Here is a 17,233-nt window from a genome sequence, read left to right as displayed (position 1 = left end):
GCCCGGCCCACCCGGCTACGGCCAGCAGCCCGCCGCCCCGAGTGCGCCGCTGCCGCCCGGCTACGCCCAGCCTCACGCCCCCCAGGCCCCTCAGGCACCCGCACCGCCTCCGGGCTACGGCCAGCAGCCCCCGGCTGCGCCCCCCGGCTACGGTCAGCAGCCGCCATACGGCCAGATCCCGGGCCAGCCCGGTGCCCCCGGGGCCCCGGCGCAGTACGGCGTTCCCCAGGGCGCACCGCAGGGCGGTGCCGGTGTGACCGCCGCGCTCCAGAAGTTCAAGGAGGCGCCCACCGGGCAGCGGTGGACCCAGCAGAACAAGAAGCTCGTCCGGGTCGACCTCGGTATCGGCGGCGACCAGCCCGTGCTCGCCCGTCAGGGCAGCATGGTGCTCTACCAGGGCAAGGTCGACTTCAGCTACAAGGGCGCGGGCTTCGCGGGCCGGATCGTGGGCAACGCGACGGGTCAGGAGATGCAGCTGATGCGCTGTTCCGGCAAGGGACAGGTGTTCCTCGCCGAGGAGGCCACGATGCTGCACCCCATCGAGCTCCAGGGTGACGCGATCTGCGTGTCCGCGGAGAACGTCCTCGCCTTCGACGAGACCCTCCACTACGAGGTGCGCAGGATCGAGGGGCACGGCATCCCCGGAGGCGCGCTCTACACGATGCAGTTCCAGGGCACCGGCACGATCGTCGTCAAGACGCACGGCGCTCCCGTCGTCCTGCCCGTGACGCCGACCACGTTCGCCGACTGCAACGCCGTGGTCGCCTGGTCCGCGGCCGCCCAGGTGGTCGTCTCCAGCCAGGTGCGGATGCGCCGGAACGCCTATGCCGGGGACACCGGCGAGAGCGTGAACCTCCAGTTCCGCGGCGCGCCCGGCAATTTCATCGTCGTCCAGCCGTACGAGGTCTGAGGGGGCCCGTCATGAACCAGCCGCTCGCGGGCTTCGCACCCGCTCCAGTGACCGCTCGCATGGAGAACCACGGCGACCACATGCTCAAGGTCGCCATGCAGACCGGAAACGACCTCCTCGCGCGCGTGGGCTCGATGGTCGCCTACGAAGGGTTCGTCCAGTACGAGCCCAACCCGCCCGCCGTACGTCAGATCGCGAAGGACTGGGTCACCGGCGAGGGCGCGCCCCTGATGAAGTGCTCCGGTGACGGTCTGCTGTACCTCGCCGACTACGGGGCGAACGTCGTCGTGATCAACCTCGACGGGGACGGGATCTCCGTCAACGCCACGAACCTGCTCGCCTTCGACGCGCACCTCACCTGGGGCGTCGAGCGGGTCAAGGGACTCGCCAAGTTCGCGGGACAGGGCCTGTGGAACACGAGGATCTCCGGACAGGGCTGGGTCGCGCTGACCTCCCGGGGCAAGCCGATCGTCGTCGACTGCGGCGGGGGTGAGAACGAGACGTACGTCGACCCGGACGCACTCGTCGCCTGGTCCCCGAACCTCAAGGTGAAGGGCAAGCGCAGCTTCAAGGCGCAGTCGCTGATCGGACGCGGCAGCGGCGAGGCGTACCAGATGGCGTTCTCGGGGGAGGGCATCGTCGTCGTCCAGCCCAGCGAGGACAGCACCGACCGCCTCCGAGTCCGGGGCTGAGGGGGAACGACACACCATGCAGAGCCCGATTTTCGGCTACAACGAGCAGCAGACCCAGGAGCGCTGGAGCCTGCAGAACAAGCAGATGCTGCGTGTCGCCCTGGACGGCCACGAGGACGTCCTCGCGCGCAAGGGCACGATGGTCGCCTACCAGGGGCTGGTCGAGTTCGACGCCGAGTACCAGAACAACAACCAGCGGCGTTCCCGGGCGCACACCGGCGAGGGCCTCGACCTCATGCGCTGCCACGGGCAGGGGACGGTCTACTTCGCCAACCTCGCCCAGCACGTGCACATGATGGACGTCGATCACGACGGCCTCACCGTCGACAGCAGCTACGTCCTGGCCATGGACTCCTCGCTGCATCACGAGGTGATCGCCGTGGACAGCCTCTACGGCATCTCCGGCTCCGGGAAGTACCAGCTCAACATCTCGGGCCGCGGCCAGGTCGCCCTGATGACCTCGGGCATGCCCTTGATGATGCAGGTCACATCGGACAAGTACGTCAACTGCGACGCCGACGCCATCGTGGCCTGGTCCACATCGCTGCGCGTCCAGATGCAGGCCCAGACGCACTCCTCCGGAGTGTGGCGGCGCCGTGGCAACACGGGCGAGGGCTGGGAGCTCAGCTTCATGGGCCAGGGCTTCATCCTCGTCCAGCCCAGCGAGCTGCTCCCGCCGCAGAACGCCCAGATCGGCTCGGGCCTGGCCGCCCAGTACGGCATGGGCCAGCAGGGTGCGCGGGGACAGAACCAGGGCAACGTCTGGAGCTGAGCTCGCGCGAGCAGCCGGTAACGCGAGCAGTCGGTAAGGGGTGCCCGCCCAGGTGGTCACCCCTTACTTGGGTTACTTGGGCCACTCCTTACTGGTTCAGAGCCCGGCCCGCTTCAGAACTGGCTCAGAGCCGGGCCCGCGTCGCGTCCAGCAGCCGTACGACCGAGTCGTCCGCCACGTCCTTCACCTCGTCGTAGGCGAACCAGCGCAGGTCGAGCGACTCGTCGCTGATCTCCTGCACCGCACCCGCGGGTGCCACGACCGCGTACTGGACGTCGAAGTGGCAGTGGCACGGCGGCGGGATCGGATGCCGGTCGAGACGCACCGGCCCGCCCGGGAGCAGCGTCAGGCCCGCCACGCCCGACTCCTCCGAGGCCTCGCGCAGGGCAGCGGCCGCCAGCGTGGCGTCCTCGGGCTCGCAGTGGCCGCCCATCTGGAGCCACATCCGCAGCTTCTTGTGGAGCGTGAGGAGAACCCGGCCCTCCTCGGGATCGACCACGAGCGCACTCGCGGTCACGTGCCCCGCGTGGCACGACTTCCACATGCCGTCCGGGTGCGTCCCCAGATGGTCGAGATACGACTGGCGCAGCTCCTCCTGGCCCTCGTACCCCTTCAGAACGAGGACCGCGTCGTCGTAGAGGCTCACTCGGTGCCGTCGTCCTTGCCGTCCTGGTCCTTCTTCAGGTTCGGCTGCTCGGAGGAACCGCCGTCCGCCGCCTCGCCGAGCATCTTGTCCAGCTCGGAGAAGTCCAGCTGCTCGCGGTGCACGAAGCCGTCCGGGTCGTCCAGGTCGGACGCGGTGGGGAGCATGTCCGGGTGGGCCCACAGGGCGTCCCGGCCGTCGACACCGTGCGCGTCCGTGAGCGAGGCCCACAGACGGGAGGCGTCGCGCAGCCGGCGCGGGCGCAGCTCCAGACCGATCAGCGTGGCGAACGTCTGCTCGGCCGGGCCGCCCGTGGCGCGGCGACGGCGCAGCGTCTCACGGAGCGCGTCCGCGGACGACAGACGAGGCTTCGCGGCGGCGTGGACGACCGCGTCCACCCAGCCCTCGACGAGGGCCAGAGCGGTCTCCAGCCGGGCCAGGGCCGCCTTCTGCTCCGGGGTGTCCTCGGGCTGGAACATGCCCTGCTGGAGTGCCTGCTGGATCTCCTCCGGGTTCTGCGGGTCGAACTGGCCGACCACGTCCTCCAGCTTGGCGGTGTCGACCTTGATCCCGCGCGCGTAGCCCTCGACCGCGCCGAACAGGTGCGAGCGCAGCCACGGCACGTGCGCGAAGAGGCGCTGGTGGGCGGCCTCGCGCAGGGCCAGGTAGAGGCGCACCTCGTCCCTCGGCACGCCCAGGTCCTTGCCGAACGCCTCCACGTTCACCGGCAGCAGCGCGGCCCGGCCGGACGGCCCGAGCGGCAGGCCGATGTCGGTGGAGCCGACGACCTCGCCCGCGAGCACGCCGACAGCCTGCCCGATCTGCGTACCGAACATGGCGCCGCCCATGGAGCGCATCATGCCGATGAGCGGGCCCGCCATGGCCTGCATCTCCTCGGGCAGGACATCGCCCATGGCAGCGCCGACACGCTCGGCGACGGGGTCGACGAGCTCCTGCCACACCGGCAGGGTCGCCTCGACCCACTCCGCGCGGCTCCACGCCAGGGCGGAGCCGGCGCCCGACGGCAGGGACGTCGCGTCGTCCAGCCACAGGTCGGCCAGGCGCACGGCCTCCTCGACCGCGGAGCGCTCGGCGGGGCCCACGCTGGAGTCCTTCACGCCGCCGGCGGTGCCCTGGGAGACCGTCTGGCGGGCGATCTGCTTGGCCATGTCCCAGTTCACGGGGCCGCCCTCGTACGAGAGCATCTGGCCCAGCTGCTGGAAGGCGGCGCCCAGGTCGGTGGGGTTCATGGAACCGAACATCGCGGCAAGCGGATTGTCGGCGCCAGGTCCTCCGGCACCGGGCAGCCCGAAACCGAACGGGTTGCCCGGTCCCTGACCACCACCGCTCTGCTGGTCCTTCTTCTTGCCCTCGTCGCCGTTCTCCGGCTCCTCCGGCGGAAGGCCGAATCCGAATGGGGTGTCACTCACGGGATTCCTCGGCTGGTAAGGCCGCCGGTTCTCTCCGACGGCACGGCTGCCCGACAACACCACCCAGCGTAGACACCACGGGCCGGTTCGGGCCTCGATGCTTCGCCGACTGCTGGGCTGCGGCAGGATGGATGCCACCTGGTACGTGCGCGTCACACGCTTGCGTACTGAAGACAACCGCTGGAGACGCCCGGTGAGTTCCCCAGATCCGCAGGTTCGCGCAACGCGAAACCACTCAACCAGCCCGGCCGTGCGCGGGCCAGTCGTCGCGGTCACCGGAGCCGCGTCCGGTATCGGCGCGCTGCTCACCGAGCGGCTCGTCGCATCCGACGAGATCAAGCAGGTCATCGCCATCGACGAGCGGCGCGGTGAGTGCGAGGCGGCCCAGTGGCACATCCTGGACGTTCGGGACCCCGCGATCGCGGACAAGCTGCGCGGGGCCGACGCCGTCGTCCACCTCGCGGTCGACCTGGACCTGGGCACCGACACGGCGGCACGGACCGCCTACAACGTCCGGGGGACGCAGACGGTGCTGACGGCGGCAGCCGCGGCCGGTGTCCACCGGGTCGTCCTGTGCACGTCAGCGATGGTGTACGGGGCGCTGCCGGACAACGAGCTGCCGCTCTCCGAGGACGCCGAGTTGCGGGCGACTGCCGAGGCGACCGGGGTCGGGGACCTGCTGGAGATCGAGCGGCTCGCGCGCCGGGCGCCGCGCGCCCATCCGGGCCTCAATGTCACCGTCGTGCGCCCCGCAGTGCTCGTCGGAGGCACCGACACGGCGCTGACCAGGTACTTCGAGTCGCCCCGGCTGCTCGTGGTGGCCGGGTCGCGACCCGCCTGGCAGTTCTGCCACGTCGAGGACCTGTGCAGTGCTCTGGAGTACGCCGTCCTGGAGAAGGCCGAGGGCGAGCTGGCCGTCGGGTGCGACGGGTGGCTGGAGCAGGAGGAGGTCGAGGAGCTCAGCGGGATCCGCCGGATGGAGCTGCCGTCCGCGGTGGCGCTGGGCGCGGCGGCGCGGCTGCACCGCATCGGGCTCACCCCGTCCCCGGCCGGTGACCTGGCATACACGATGTACCCCTGGGTGGTCAGCGGCAGCCGCCTCCACGACGCCGGCTGGCGGCCCCAGTGGACCAACGAGGAGGTCCTCGCCGAACTCCTGGAGGAGGTCTCCGGGCGGCATACCGTGGCCGGGCGCCGGCTGGGCCGCAAGGACGCGACGGCGGCGGGTGCCGCGGGCGCGACGGTCGCGCTGCTGGGTACGGCCGCGCTGGTACGACGGGCCCGGAAGGCTCGGCGGAGGGGCTGATCGCGAGGAGCGTCTGTTCCGGGTTGTCAGTGGTGTGGGGCACGATGGAGCGCATGGCACCCAACAACGATCACCCCGGTGAGCAGGCGGCGCAGCAACCGATCAAGCTGATCGGCATACGGGAGACCCCGCTGTCCGTGGACGAGGTGTTCCGAGCCGTCGGGGACGAAGCGGCAGGTGGGACGGCGCTGTTCGTGGGCACTGTGCGGAACCACGACGGGGGCGCCGACGTGGACGAGCTGGGGTACTCGTGCCATCCCAGCGCCGAGGCCGAGATGCGGAGGATCGCCGAGAAGGTCGTCGCCGATTTCCCGGTCCGGGCCCTTGCCGCCGTCCACCGGGTGGGGGATCTCAGGGTCGGGGACCTGGCTGTCGTCGTGGCTGTGTCCTGCCCGCACCGCGGTGAGGCGTTCGAGGCCTGTCGCAAGCTGATCGACGACCTCAAGCACGAGGTTCCCATCTGGAAGCACCAGAAATTCTCCGACGGTACGGAGGAATGGGTGGGCGCCTGCTAGCGCTGCCGGTCAGCGGTGGGCGGGCGTCTGCCGGAAGCGGCGTTCGCACCGTCCGGCCCGACCAGGCCCGTCGCGCTGTCTCCGGTTGCGTAACCCCACCCCTGGCGTGAGCGTTGACGGAGCAGATGGTTAATCTGCTGATCAGTCAGTTGCGGTCGCTCATGGGGTTGGGAGGTCGGCATGGCGGCGCTCGCCTGGTTGTTGATTCCGCTTTTCGCCGCTGTCGGTGCCGGGGTATGGGGCGGTTGGGCGAGCCGTAGCCGCAAGACCGTCGAGGACGGCACCGAGCTCGCGGGCTACACGCGTTTCCGCGAGGCCATGGAGAGATCTCGCTCGCGCAGCTGAGATCCCGGAGTGGCCCCGGACGGACGGCCCCGACAGTGCCCTGACAGACCCGTCCCGTACTGTCGTTCCATGCCACGCCGCACCGCGACGATGCTCGCCTCTACCCTGATGCTGATCGCGCTCCTGTGCGCGGGAGTGTTCATTCCCGTGCCGTACTCGGAGATGTCGCCGGGGCCGACGGTGAACACGCTCGGGGACCACGACGGCGAGCCGGTGCTGCACATCGAGGGACGTAAGACCTACCCGACGTCCGGGCACCTCAACATGACCACGGTCCGGGTCACCAGCGCCGACTACAGGATGAACCTCGTCGAGGCCGTGTACGGGTGGCTGGCGCACGACAACAAGGTGGTGCCGCACGACACGCTCTACCCGGACGGCCAGACCGAGGAGCAGTCGACCCAGGAGAACGCGGAGGAGTTCAGCCAGTCCCAGGAGAGCGCCAAGGTCGCGGCCCTGAAGGCGCTGGACGTCCCCGTGAAGTCCTGGGTGATCGTCTCCACCGTCCTCAAGGACTCGCCGGCCGAGGGTCGGCTGCACGCGGGCGATGTGATCAAGTCCGTCGACGGTACGGCCATCAAGGCGCCCGAGGACGTCGCGAAGCTTGTCACCAAGCACAAGCCCGGCGAGAAGGTCAGCTTCACGATCGTCCCGGCCAAGGCGCAGGCCGCCGCCGAGAAGGAGAACAGGACGGCGACCGAGCAGCAGACCGTCACGATCACCACCACGAAGTCCGAAGACGGCGGCGAGGACCGCGCGATCGTCGGGATCTCGGCCGGGACGGACCACACGTTCCCGTTCACCATCGACATCAAGCTCGCCGACGTCGGCGGGCCCAGCGCCGGCCTGATGTTCGCCCTCGGCATCTACGACAAGCTGACCCCGGGCTCCCTCACCGGCGGCACGTTCGTGGCCGGCACCGGCACCATCGACGACACGGGCAAGGTCGGGCCCATCGGCGGCATCGAGATGAAGACCGTCGCCGCGCGCGACAAGGGCGCCAAGTACTTCCTGACGCCCAAGGACAACTGCGCCACCGCCGCCAGGGACACCCCCGGGGGACTCACCCTCGTCAAGGTCGACACCATTGACGACGCGCTCGGCGCCCTCAAGGACATCCGCTCCGGCGACACCGCCGACCTGCCGCAGTGCACCACCAAGGGCTGACGGCGCCGCCCGCCCGCACGTCATCGACGGCACCGGGGGCCAAGCGCCCGGGGTGACCCGCTTCCTGCCGGGCGCCCGAGCCACACACGGGCGCCCCAGCCACGTACACCGGGACGTCAGTCCGCGAACGTCGGGATGTCAGTCCGCGAACGTCGCCGTCAGTGCCTCGGCCAGGCCCGGCACCAGGTCCGACCCGGTCAGCACCTCGGTCGCCGTGTCCTTCTCGCGCAGCCGCAGCGCCGACTCACGCGCCCCGTCCCGCAGGACCGCGACCGTCATACGGACTTCCTGGCGGTCAGGGTGCTCAGCGACCCACTTGGCGAGACGGGCCTCGTCGAGACCGTCCGGGACGGACGCCTCAGCGGACGGCGGCAGCATCAGTCGCTCCACGGTGAGGGCGCAGCCGGCCACGGCGTCGGGCCAGGCGATCGTGCCCAGGAACTCGTCCAGCGGTTTGCCCGCGGGGATCTCGTCCTGCTCGATCGGTGTGAGACCCGAGCTGTCGGACTCGTCACGCAGGCCCAGCCGGTCCGCGAGCGAGGGTTGTTCGGCCCGCAGTCGTGCGGTGTCGACCAGGGCGAAGAGGCGGGCGGGCTGGTCCCAGCCGAGGCCTGAGGCGTACTCGTCGATCTCAAGGACGGCCCGGGTGAGGGGGCTCGCCGTCATGGGAGGTGTGTTGGACATGGTCACAATCCTGCCTCGTTCGTTACCCGAACCGGGAACCGAGTAAAGCGTGAGTAAGTTGCATAGGTGAGGCCCCTACGATCTCGACGATCACGGGGCCTGAAAGATGGTCCGCGTTTCCCGGGGGCCTGACGGATCAACAGCGACTTCGAGGTGCGAACCTTGGCTTTCCAGATGCCGGACCGCGGCGGAGGCCCGACCGGGCCACGGATCAGAGTGGGCCGACCGTCCCGGCGTGTCCGGACCCTGCTCATGACACTGGGCGTTCTGGCCGTACTGCTCATGGCGTTCGTCATGTTCGCGGGGTTCTGGACGGACTGGCTCTGGTACCGGTCCGTGAAGTACTCGTCGGTCTTCACGACCGCCCTGTGGACCAAGATCGGACTCTTCTTCGTCTTCGGTCTGCTGATGGCGGCCGCGGTCGGTTTCAACGTCTGGCTGGCCCACCGGCTGCGCCCGCCGCTGAGCGCCATGTCGATGGAGCAACAGAGCCTCGACCGGTACCGCATGGGCATCGCGCCCTACAAGAAGTGGCTGCTCCTCGCGCTCACGTCCCTGGTGGGCCTGATCGCGGGCGCCTCCGCCTCGGGCCAGTGGCGCACGTGGCTGATGTGGGTGAACGGCGTCCCCTTCGGGCAGAAGGACCCCCAGTTCGGCCTGGACGTCGCCTTCTACGCCTTCGACCTGCCCTGGTACCGCTTCCTGGTCGGCTTCGGCTTCGCCGCCACGATCCTCTCGCTGATCGCCGCGGCGCTCACGCACTACCTGTACGGCGGTTTGAGGATCACCTCTCCGGGCGCGCGGGCCACGGCCGCGGCCACCGGGCACCTTTCGGTGCTGCTCGGCATCTTCGTCGCCCTGAAGGCAGTCGCGTACTGGCTCGACCGGTACGGGCTCGCGGTGAAGTCCAGTGACTTCAAGGCGACGGGCAACTGGACGGGTCTGAGGTACGTCGACGCGAACGCCTACCTGCCCGCGAAGACGATCCTGTTCTGCATCGCCGTCATCTGCGCGCTGCTGTTCTTCGCCACGCTGTGGCGGCGCACCTGGCAGCTGCCCGTCATCGGCTTCGGCCTGATGGTGCTCTCGGCGATCCTCATCGGCGGGCTGTACCCGGCGATCGTCCAGAAGTTCCAGGTCCAGCCGAACGAGCAGGCCAAGGAAGCGCCGTACGTCGAAAAGAACCTGGAAGCCACGCGCAAGGCGTACGGCATCGATGGCGCCAAGGTGGACGAGTACTCGGGCGAGCGCAACACCGACGATGTGACGAAGCTGCGCGACGACGTCGACAAGACGGCGAGCATCCGTCTGCTCGACCCGAACATCGTCTCGCCCACGTACCAGCAGCTCCAACAGATCCGGAACTACTACGCATTTCCGGCGAATCTGGACGTCGACCGCTACAAGGACAAGGACGGCAACGTCCAGGACACGGTCATCGGCCTGCGCGAGCTGAACCTGGGCGGCATCCCGAAGAACAACTGGATCAACGACCACTTCCGTTACACCCACGGGTTCGGTGTGGTCGCTGCCAAGGGAACCGCCGCCGACGAGGACGGACGCCCGGTCTTCACCGCGTCCGACCTGCCCTCCAAGAACTCCAACGGGGGCGATCTCGGCGCGTACGAGCAGCGGATCTACTACGGCGAGAAGACCAGCCAGTACTCGATCGTCGGCGGTCCCCAGAAGGAGATCGACTACTCCGACGACAGCGGTGAGAAGACCACCAGCTACAAGGGCAAGAGCGGGGTCAACCTCTCCAACCCGGTCAACCGGGCCGCGTACGCGGTGGCGTTCAGTGAGCCGCAGATCCTCTACTCCGGTGCCATAGGCGAGGGTTCGCGGATCCTGTACAACCGCACGCCCAAGGAGCGCGTCGAGGCCGTCGCCCCCTGGCTGACGATCGACGGCGATGCCTACCCGGCTGTCGTCAACGGCAAGATCGAGTGGATCGTCGACGCCTACACGACGACGAACGGCTACCCGTACGCCTCCCGTACGACCCTCGGGGACACGACGGCCGACTCGCTGACCGCTGCCGACAACCAGCGCGCGGTGGTGGCCCAGCAGAACCAGGTCAACTACATCCGCAACTCGGTGAAGGCGACCGTCGACGCGTACTCCGGCGAGGTCAAGCTCTACCAGTGGGACACGCAGGATCCGGTCCTGAAGACCTGGATGAAGGCGTTCCCGAACACGGTGAAGCCGAAGTCCGACATCTCGCCGTCGCTCATGGACCATCTGCGGTACCCGCAGGACCTCTTCAAGGTCCAGCGTGAGCTGCTGTCCCGCTACCACGTGAAGGACGCGGACACGTTCCTCAGCGGCAGTGAGGTGTGGCAGGTGCCGGACGACCCGACCAACCGGTCCGGGGACGCCGTGCCGCCGTACTACCTGAGCATGAAGCTGCCGGAGCAGAACGCCCAGGCGTTCTCGCTGACGACGACGTTCACGCCGAACGGCCGGGACAACCTGAGCGCGTTCATGTCCGTCAACGCCGAGGCCGGCGCCAAGGACTACGGCAAGATCACCATTCTGAAACTGCCGACCGGCAAGACGGTCGACGGTCCCAAACGGGTGCAGAGCCAGTTCAACTCCGAACCGTCCATCGCCGAGTCGATCCGGCTGCTGAGAGGCGGTGACTCGGAGGTCGAGTACGGCAACCTGCTGACCGTGCCGCTGGACGGCGGGCTGTTGTACGTGGAGCCCGTCTATGTGCGCGGTGGCGACCTCAAGTACCCGCTGTTGAAGAAGGTGCTGGTGACCTACGGAGGCGCCACCGCCTTCGAGGACACCCTCGACGAGGCGCTCAACAAGGTGTTCGGGGCGGAGGGCACAACCACCCAGCCACCGGACGAGAGCGGCGACACCACCAAGCCGCCCACGTCGGACAACCCGACGGTCCAGGAAGCCCTGACCGACGCCCAGAAGGCCTTCGACGAGGGCCAGGAAGCCCTCAAGAAGAGCGACTGGGACGCGTACGGACGGGCCCAGAAGGACCTTGAGGACGCGCTGAGGAAGGCAGACGAGGCACAGTCCAAGGCCGACTCGGCGAGCGGCGCCGGAAAGAACAACGAGCAGAACAACGAGCAGGACAGCGGCAAGAACGGCGACGGGAGTTCGGGAAGCAGCTGATTCAGGACTCCGTCCCGCGCCGTGATACGGTTGCCGAGCAACGGCGCGGGGTGGAGCAGCTCGGTAGCTCGCTGGGCTCATAACCCAGAGGTCGCAGGTTCAAATCCTGTCCCCGCTACTGAAGTCGAAGGCCCGGATCCTCCAAGGATCCGGGCCTTCGACGTGTGCGCAGCCACCTGTCGAATCCAGGCGACGAGCACCCCTGAACATTCGGTCACCAGGACGGGAGCCGGGGAGTGGTTCGGGTGCGTCCTGAGTGGTGAGGCGACGAATCGCGCGAAGTGCCGCGTCATACGGAGCGAGTTGAGAAAACTGTGTTTGACTTGTCTCTCTGTGGGCATGTCGACAAAACGCTGAAGTGACCTCACTGACTGCGGTATACCAGGTGTACCCAGGTTGCAGGTGGTGCGACGATGGACGTTATGGGGGACAAGGCAACTCTGTTGGAGAACGGGCGGTTTGCGCAGCCTGCGGAATTTCCGCAATCGACGGACCGGGACGAAACCGGTGAGGCCGTGGAGGAGGTGCGTCAGCGGCTCGCGGCCGAGGCCGGCGACGTCGAGGCGATGAGTGTCCTCGGGGCCATGCTGCTGCGCCGCGGTGATCTCGACGGAGCCGAGCCGCAGTTGCGCGCCGCCACCGCCGCGGGCGACCGCGCCGCCGCCAACAACCTGGGTGTCCTTCTGCACCAGCGCGGGTACCCCGACGAGGCCGCCGGCTGGTGGCGGATCGCAGCCGTCGCCGGTTCCGCGGCCGCCGCACACGCGCTCGGGCGGTATCACCGTGAGCGCGGCGACGAGCCGGCCGCCGAGTACTGGCTGCGGCAGTCCGCCGAGCAGGCGCACACCCTGGGCGCGTACGCGCTCGCCGACCTGCTGGAGCACCGAGGCGACCCCGGGGCCGAGCAGTGGATGCGGGCCGCCGCCGAGCGCGGGCACCGGGAGGCCGCGTACCGGCTGGCCCGGGCGCTGGACCGGCAGGCGATGGCCGAGGGGCCCCTGGCCGTACGGGAGGACCCCCGGGCCGCGCGAGACGGCCGTTCAGCCATGCGTGACGACGACAAGGTCGTACGCGTGGGGCAGACGGGCGCTGACAACGGTGTCGCGGGGTCCGCCGCCGAGGAGGCGGAGCAGTGGTACCGGCAGGCCGCAGCGCGCGGGCACCGGAGAGCCGCGCTGCACCTCGGGGCGATCCTGGAGCGGCGCGGGGAGCTCAAGGAGGCCGGGCGCTGGTACCTGACCTCGGCGAAGGACGGCGAGGCGCGGGCCGCGTGTGCGCTCGGGTTCCTGCTGCGGGACGCGGGGGACACCGAGAGCGCTGCCGTGTGGTGGCTGCGGGCCGCCCAGGACGGCGACGGCAACGCGGCGAACGCACTGGGCGCGCTGCACGCCGAGCGCGGGGAGACGCAGACGGCCGAGCGGTGGTACCGGGCCGCGATGGACGCCGGCGACGTGAACGGCGCGTACAACCTCGGGCTGCTCTGCGCCGAGCAGGGGCGGACCGCGCAGGCCGAGCAGTGGTACCGGCGGGCCGCGTACGCCGGGCACCGCGAGGCCGCGAACGCGCTCGCGATCCTGTTGCTGCAGGTCGGGGACGCCGCCGGGGCCGAGCCATGGTTCTCCAAGGCGGCGGAGGCGGGCAGCGTGGACGCCGCCTTCAACCTCGGCATCCTGTACGCCGGGCGGGGCGCCGAAAAGGATGCCGCGGACGCGCTGGTCTGGTACGAGCGGGCGGCCGCCGCCGGGCACACCGAGGCCGCGCTCCAGGTCGCCATCGCGCGGCTTCGCGAGGGCGACGAGCGGGCGGCCGAGCGGCATCTGCGGCAGGCGGCGGGCGGTGGCAGCGCCGAGGCCGCGTACCGGCTCGCCGCCGTACTGGACGCCCGGCGCCCGCCCGCGCCCGCGCACGAGCTGGGTGAGCCCGCGCGCGAGAAGGGTGAGTGCGAGGAGTGGTACGAGCGCGCCGCGTCCCAGGGGCACCGGCGGGCCCAGGTGCGGGTCGGCATGCTCGCGGCGGCACGTGGTGACGTCGTCGAGGCGGCGCGCTGGTACCGGGAGGCGGCGGAGGCCGGGTCCCGGAACGGGGCCTTCAACCTCGGGCTGCTGCTGGCGCGGGAAGGGAGCGAGCCGGAGGCCGCGCTGTGGTGGACCCGGGCGGCCGACGCCGGGCACGGGCGGGCGGCGTTGAGGCTGGCCCTCGTCTACGCGCGTCGGGGTGAGCTGGCGGAAGGGCAGCGGTGGGCTGATCGTGCGGTGTCGCTCGGGCCGGCGGAGGTTGTGGAGCGGGCGGCGCGGCTGCGGGATGCGCTGCGGGAGGAGCTGTCGGCGTAGGGCGTGTGGTCCGGGGAGGGCAGGAGCCTCGGCTTGGTGCCTGCCTCCGGAACGGATTTGCACGGGCCCGCGTTGCTGACGTAATGTTCCATTCATCGACGCGGGGTGGAGCAGCTCGGTAGCTCGCTGGGCTCATAACCCAGAGGTCGCAGGTTCAAATCCTGTCCCCGCTACTGATCCTGAGGGGTCGGAGCTCGTAAGAGTTCCGACCCCTCAGTGTTGTGCGAGTGACTGCGAGCCGATATGTCGATTTATAGTCGGCGGCGGTGTCGGCGGTGGCGGCAGTTGTAACAGCGGTCACTGCCGGCTGACAGCTGGCAGTGACCGCTCAGGCGTAAGGAGCGCTCCTACGCTGCCGCGCAGTTGGGGCACACGCCCCGGTATGTCACCTCGACGTCCGACACTGTGAAGCCGAAGCGCTCCGAGTCGGGGAGGTCGGCGAGGGGGTTGCCCGTCGGGTGGACGTCGCGGATCGCGCCGCACTGGGCGCAGACCAGGTGGTGGTGCGGACGGTGCGCGTTCGGGTCGTATCGCTTGGCGCGCCTGTCCGTGGTCACCTCGAGCACCTCGCCGAGGGAGACCAGCTCACCCAGAGTGTTGTAGACGGTCGCCCGGGAGATCTCGGGCAGCTTGGTCACGGCCCGCGCGTGCACCTCGTCGGCCGTCAGGTGGACGTGATCGCCGTCGAGGACCTCGGCCACGACGCGCCGCTGCGCGGTCATGCGCCATCCGCGTCCGCGCAGCCGTTCCAGAAGGTCACTCATAAAACCAGCCTAACAGCATGAGGACCAGATTCCGAACGGGTGTGAAATTGGAACTACCCTTGACTTAGACATTGTCTATTGTAGAGTCGGGTGTGGCGTGCAGGGCTGCGAGCGGAGCCCGTGGAGCGGCGTGGAGAGTGTGATCCACAGCTTCCGTCAGGCTGACGGAGACTTCGGCAAGCGCCCGGAAGCCGCTGTCCAGGCCCTGAGCGGCTGACCGGGGTTGGACCGCTTGTCGAAGGAGACGGGCCGGAACTCCATGGGAGTTCCGGCCCGTTGACGTGCGCCGTTCTTTACCGGTCAGGCGGGTGCGGGCTGCCGCGCCGGGGCCCAGCAGCGGATGATGTCGCGGACCGAGACGATGCCGACGGGTTCGTCGCCGTCGAGGACGACGAGGTGGCGGAAGCCGCCGTGGGTCATGGCTCGGGCGGCGTCCTCCAGGGTCCAGGACGGCGTGGCGAACACGACGTCGGTGGTGGTGTGGGCGTGCGCCCGCTCGGTGTCCGGGCTTTCGCCCAGGCCGACGGAGTTGAGGATGTCGCGCTCGGTCAGGATGCCGAGTCCGCCGGCGTCCGGGTCGAACACCACGGCCGCGCCGATCCTGCGGGCGGACATCAGGGCGGCGGCCTGGCGGAGGGTGTGGTCGGGGCCGATGGTGAGGACCACCGTGGTCATGGCGTCGCGGACGAGCATGGAGTTCAGCCACCTCCTAGAGAATCCCGGTGAGGGTTGATTCAGGGATTCACAAATTCACAAGTGGGGGCTCCCAGGCTCCCAGGTAAAGAGGGGGTCAACAAGAGGGCGCGCGTGGCCAGTTGGGGGCGCCCATGGATCACTCGCGGATCACTTGTGCCCCGTGCGACTCAGTACTGGATCTGTGACGTCAGGGTGTCGATCGTCCACCGGGTGCCCGTCAGGGGCGGGCCGTCTCCTCGTTCCCCTCGCCGAGGGTGATGCTGTCGCCCTTACTACTGGTCAGCCTGAGGGTCTTGGTGCCGTCGCGCTCCTCGACCGCGGCCTTGAGCGTGCCCCTGAAGACGCTGATGAACCGTTCCTCGAACTCCTGGACCGGACCGGGGCAGCCCATTTTCGTCGAAACGAGGTCGGAGACCTTCACGGTGTCGCCGTCGATCTCGACGTCGGCGCCGAAGCTGTTGCAGCCCACGGTGCCGCCGGACTCCCCTCCAGCGACGTCCGGCTCGGCGGCGCCGGGCTTGAACGTCACATGGGCCTCGTCGACCCGGAACTGGTCGCCCTTGGGGAGGACGTAGTCGTTGCCGTCCACGGTCACCTTCTGCGGCACCCAGCGGATGTCGGCGATGTCCGTGGCGCTCCCGTCTCGGACCGAGCTGCTCCCGCTGCCGGACCCGGTGCCGCAGGCGGCCAGCACCGCTGTGCCGGCCAGAGCCGCGGCGGCGTACTTCACTCTTGTCGTCCGCTTCATGACTCTTCGACGTACGAGGCGGGTGGTGGGTTCGGTGCGGTTACCAGTCCTTTGTCCCGTCTCTCGTGCGGAGGCGACGGCTCAGGGTGCCTAAACCGAGGGGAAACGCCAGGTCAAGCCCCGAGTTACCTCAGTACTGCTGGTTGAGATACCCCAGCAACTCGTCGTGGAGCAGCCCGTTCGACGCCGCCGCGTTGCCGCTGTGCGGGCCGGGGCGACCGTCGAGGCCCGTGAAGGTGCCGCCCGCCTCGGTGACGACGATCGCGGTGGCCGCCATGTCCCAGAGGGACAACTCGGGTTCGGCGCAGATGTCCACGGACCCCTCGGCGACCATCATGTACGGCCAGAAGTCGCCGTACGCGCGCGTGCGCCACACCTCGCGGGTGAGGTCCAGGAAGCCGTCCAGCCGGCCCTGCTCCTCCCAGCCGCTCAGGGAGGAGTACGCGAAGGAGGCGTCGGACAGGCTGCCGACCTGCGAGACGTGGAGGCGGGAGGCGGAGGCCAGGCTGCGGCCGGAGAACGCGCCGTGGCCCTTCGCCGCCCACCAGCGGCGGCCGAGCGCGGGGGCGGAGACGACGCCGACGACCGGCTGGTAGCCGCCCTCGCCCGCTTCCATCAAGGAGATCAGCGTGGCCCACACCGGGACTCCGCGGACGTAGTTCTTGGTGCCGTCGATCGGGTCGACGACCCAGCGGCGCGGGCCCGTGCCCTCGATGCCGTACTCCTCGCCGAGGATCGCGTCGCGCGGCCGGGCGCGCTGGAGCTGGCCGCGGATCAGCTCCTCGGCGGCCCTGTCGGCCTCGCTCACCGGAGTCATGTCCGGCTTCGTCTCGACCTTGAGGTCGAGCGCCTTGAACCGGTCCATGGTCGCGGCGTCGGCCGCGTCCGCGAGGACATGGGCGAGCCGCAGGTCATCGAGATAGTCGGGCATGAGCGAACCGTATCCGGCCGGTCGAGGATCAGGCCACACAGCCTCGGGGATCACTACGGGACCTCCGCGTGAGGGGCGCAGAGCGGGCCCCGAGCGGGCGTGGAGCGGGGTGGGTGGAATCACTGGGAGGGGTGGGATCGGTGGGATCGGTGGCATCGGTGGGAG

The 17,233-nt window shown here is 69.6% G+C and carries 16 protein-coding genes and 2 tRNA genes; 11 read left to right on the top strand and 7 right to left on the bottom strand.

Annotated features, from left to right (window positions below):
• The 3 genes from FPZ41_RS35490 to FPZ41_RS35480 all read left to right on the top strand — a co-directional run.
• Positions 1 to 910: AIM24 family protein (locus tag FPZ41_RS35490; RefSeq protein WP_194236325.1), on the top strand; the 910-nt coding region annotated here is incomplete at its 5' end.
• Between the two features lie 11 nt (positions 911 to 921).
• Positions 922 to 1,602: an AIM24 family protein gene (locus FPZ41_RS35485; RefSeq protein WP_131568942.1), complete on the top strand. Its 681-nt coding sequence runs from the start codon at positions 922 to 924 to the stop codon at positions 1,600 to 1,602.
• A 16-nt stretch (positions 1,603 to 1,618) separates the two neighbouring features.
• On the top strand, positions 1,619 to 2,374 hold the full coding sequence (locus FPZ41_RS35480; RefSeq protein ID WP_152867691.1) for an AIM24 family protein: 756 nt from the start codon (positions 1,619 to 1,621) through the stop codon (positions 2,372 to 2,374).
• A 124-nt stretch (positions 2,375 to 2,498) separates the two neighbouring features.
• On the opposite strand, the gene FPZ41_RS35475 is transcribed toward FPZ41_RS35480, so the two are convergent.
• Both FPZ41_RS35475 and FPZ41_RS35470 read right to left on the bottom strand, forming a co-directional pair.
• The gene (locus FPZ41_RS35475; RefSeq protein ID WP_322621130.1) at positions 2,499 to 3,020 is read right to left on the bottom strand and encodes an NUDIX hydrolase; all 522 of its coding nucleotides are present in this window, start codon (positions 3,018 to 3,020) and stop codon (positions 2,499 to 2,501) included.
• Complete coding sequence (locus tag FPZ41_RS35470; protein WP_322621129.1) at positions 3,017 to 4,447, bottom strand: zinc-dependent metalloprotease; 1,431 nt, start codon at positions 4,445 to 4,447, stop codon at positions 3,017 to 3,019. The genes FPZ41_RS35475 and FPZ41_RS35470 overlap by 4 nt, the downstream gene beginning before the upstream one ends.
• 193 nt (positions 4,448 to 4,640) lie before the next feature.
• Between FPZ41_RS35470 and FPZ41_RS35465 the strand changes: the two genes are divergently transcribed.
• From FPZ41_RS35465 to FPZ41_RS35455, 4 genes are all read left to right on the top strand, one after another.
• On the top strand, positions 4,641 to 5,753 hold the full coding sequence (locus FPZ41_RS35465; protein ID WP_322621128.1) for an SDR family oxidoreductase: 1,113 nt from the start codon (positions 4,641 to 4,643) through the stop codon (positions 5,751 to 5,753).
• A gap of 53 nt (positions 5,754 to 5,806) precedes the next feature.
• Positions 5,807 to 6,268, top strand: a complete 462-nt coding sequence (locus tag FPZ41_RS35460; RefSeq protein WP_152867688.1) for a molybdenum cofactor biosynthesis protein MoaE — start codon at positions 5,807 to 5,809, stop codon at positions 6,266 to 6,268.
• A gap of 180 nt (positions 6,269 to 6,448) precedes the next feature.
• Positions 6,449 to 6,613: a hypothetical protein gene (locus FPZ41_RS47470; protein WP_194236324.1), complete on the top strand. Its 165-nt coding sequence runs from the start codon at positions 6,449 to 6,451 to the stop codon at positions 6,611 to 6,613.
• A 69-nt stretch (positions 6,614 to 6,682) separates the two neighbouring features.
• Positions 6,683 to 7,780, top strand: a complete 1,098-nt coding sequence (locus FPZ41_RS35455; RefSeq protein ID WP_152867687.1) for a YlbL family protein — start codon at positions 6,683 to 6,685, stop codon at positions 7,778 to 7,780.
• A gap of 138 nt (positions 7,781 to 7,918) precedes the next feature.
• Here FPZ41_RS35455 and FPZ41_RS35450 read toward each other — a convergent pair whose 3' ends face one another.
• Complete coding sequence (locus tag FPZ41_RS35450; protein ID WP_152867686.1) at positions 7,919 to 8,464, bottom strand: PPA1309 family protein; 546 nt, start codon at positions 8,462 to 8,464, stop codon at positions 7,919 to 7,921.
• A gap of 174 nt (positions 8,465 to 8,638) precedes the next feature.
• On the opposite strand from FPZ41_RS35450, the gene FPZ41_RS35445 reads away from it, so the two are divergent.
• The 4 genes from FPZ41_RS35445 to FPZ41_RS35430 all read left to right on the top strand — a co-directional run bounded on the left by FPZ41_RS35445 (position 8,639) and on the right by FPZ41_RS35430 (position 14,102).
• Positions 8,639 to 11,599 carry a UPF0182 family membrane protein gene (locus tag FPZ41_RS35445; RefSeq protein ID WP_152867692.1) on the top strand — a complete coding sequence of 987 codons (2,961 nt, stop codon included), beginning with the start codon at positions 8,639 to 8,641 and terminating at the stop codon, positions 11,597 to 11,599.
• Positions 11,600 to 11,643: 44 nt separating this feature from the next.
• Positions 11,644 to 11,717 (top strand) — tRNA-Met (locus FPZ41_RS35440).
• Between the two features lie 295 nt (positions 11,718 to 12,012).
• On the top strand, positions 12,013 to 13,929 hold the full coding sequence (locus FPZ41_RS35435) for a tetratricopeptide repeat protein (RefSeq protein ID WP_194236323.1): 1,917 nt from the start codon (positions 12,013 to 12,015) through the stop codon (positions 13,927 to 13,929).
• Positions 13,930 to 14,028: 99 nt separating this feature from the next.
• Positions 14,029 to 14,102: transfer RNA gene (locus tag FPZ41_RS35430), tRNA-Met, on the top strand.
• Between the two features lie 174 nt (positions 14,103 to 14,276).
• Here the strand turns inward: FPZ41_RS35430 and FPZ41_RS35425 are convergent.
• The 4 genes from FPZ41_RS35425 to hisN all read right to left on the bottom strand — a co-directional run bounded on the left by FPZ41_RS35425 (position 14,277) and on the right by hisN (position 17,068).
• Positions 14,277 to 14,693 (bottom strand): Fur family transcriptional regulator, encoded by a 417-nt coding sequence (locus tag FPZ41_RS35425; protein ID WP_152867684.1) that lies wholly within the window; start codon positions 14,691 to 14,693, stop codon positions 14,277 to 14,279.
• Between the two features lie 300 nt (positions 14,694 to 14,993).
• A complete protein-coding gene (locus tag FPZ41_RS35420) occupies positions 14,994 to 15,386 on the bottom strand; it encodes a CBS domain-containing protein (protein WP_131568923.1) in 393 nt (130 codons plus the stop codon).
• A gap of 220 nt (positions 15,387 to 15,606) precedes the next feature.
• On the bottom strand, positions 15,607 to 16,137 hold the full coding sequence (locus FPZ41_RS35415; RefSeq protein WP_228023184.1) for an META domain-containing protein: 531 nt from the start codon (positions 16,135 to 16,137) through the stop codon (positions 15,607 to 15,609).
• Between the two features lie 130 nt (positions 16,138 to 16,267).
• Positions 16,268 to 17,068, bottom strand: a complete 801-nt coding sequence (gene hisN, locus FPZ41_RS35410) for a histidinol-phosphatase (RefSeq protein WP_152867683.1) — start codon at positions 17,066 to 17,068, stop codon at positions 16,268 to 16,270.
• Positions 17,069 to 17,233 lie beyond the last annotated feature (165 nt).

The sequence above is a fragment of the Streptomyces acidicola genome, assembly GCF_009377235.1.
Lineage (GTDB): Bacteria > Actinomycetota > Actinomycetes > Streptomycetales > Streptomycetaceae > Streptomyces > Streptomyces acidicola.
The sequence above is the reverse complement of the archived record's forward strand: the minus strand, read 5'-3'. Positions and strand labels throughout refer to the sequence as shown.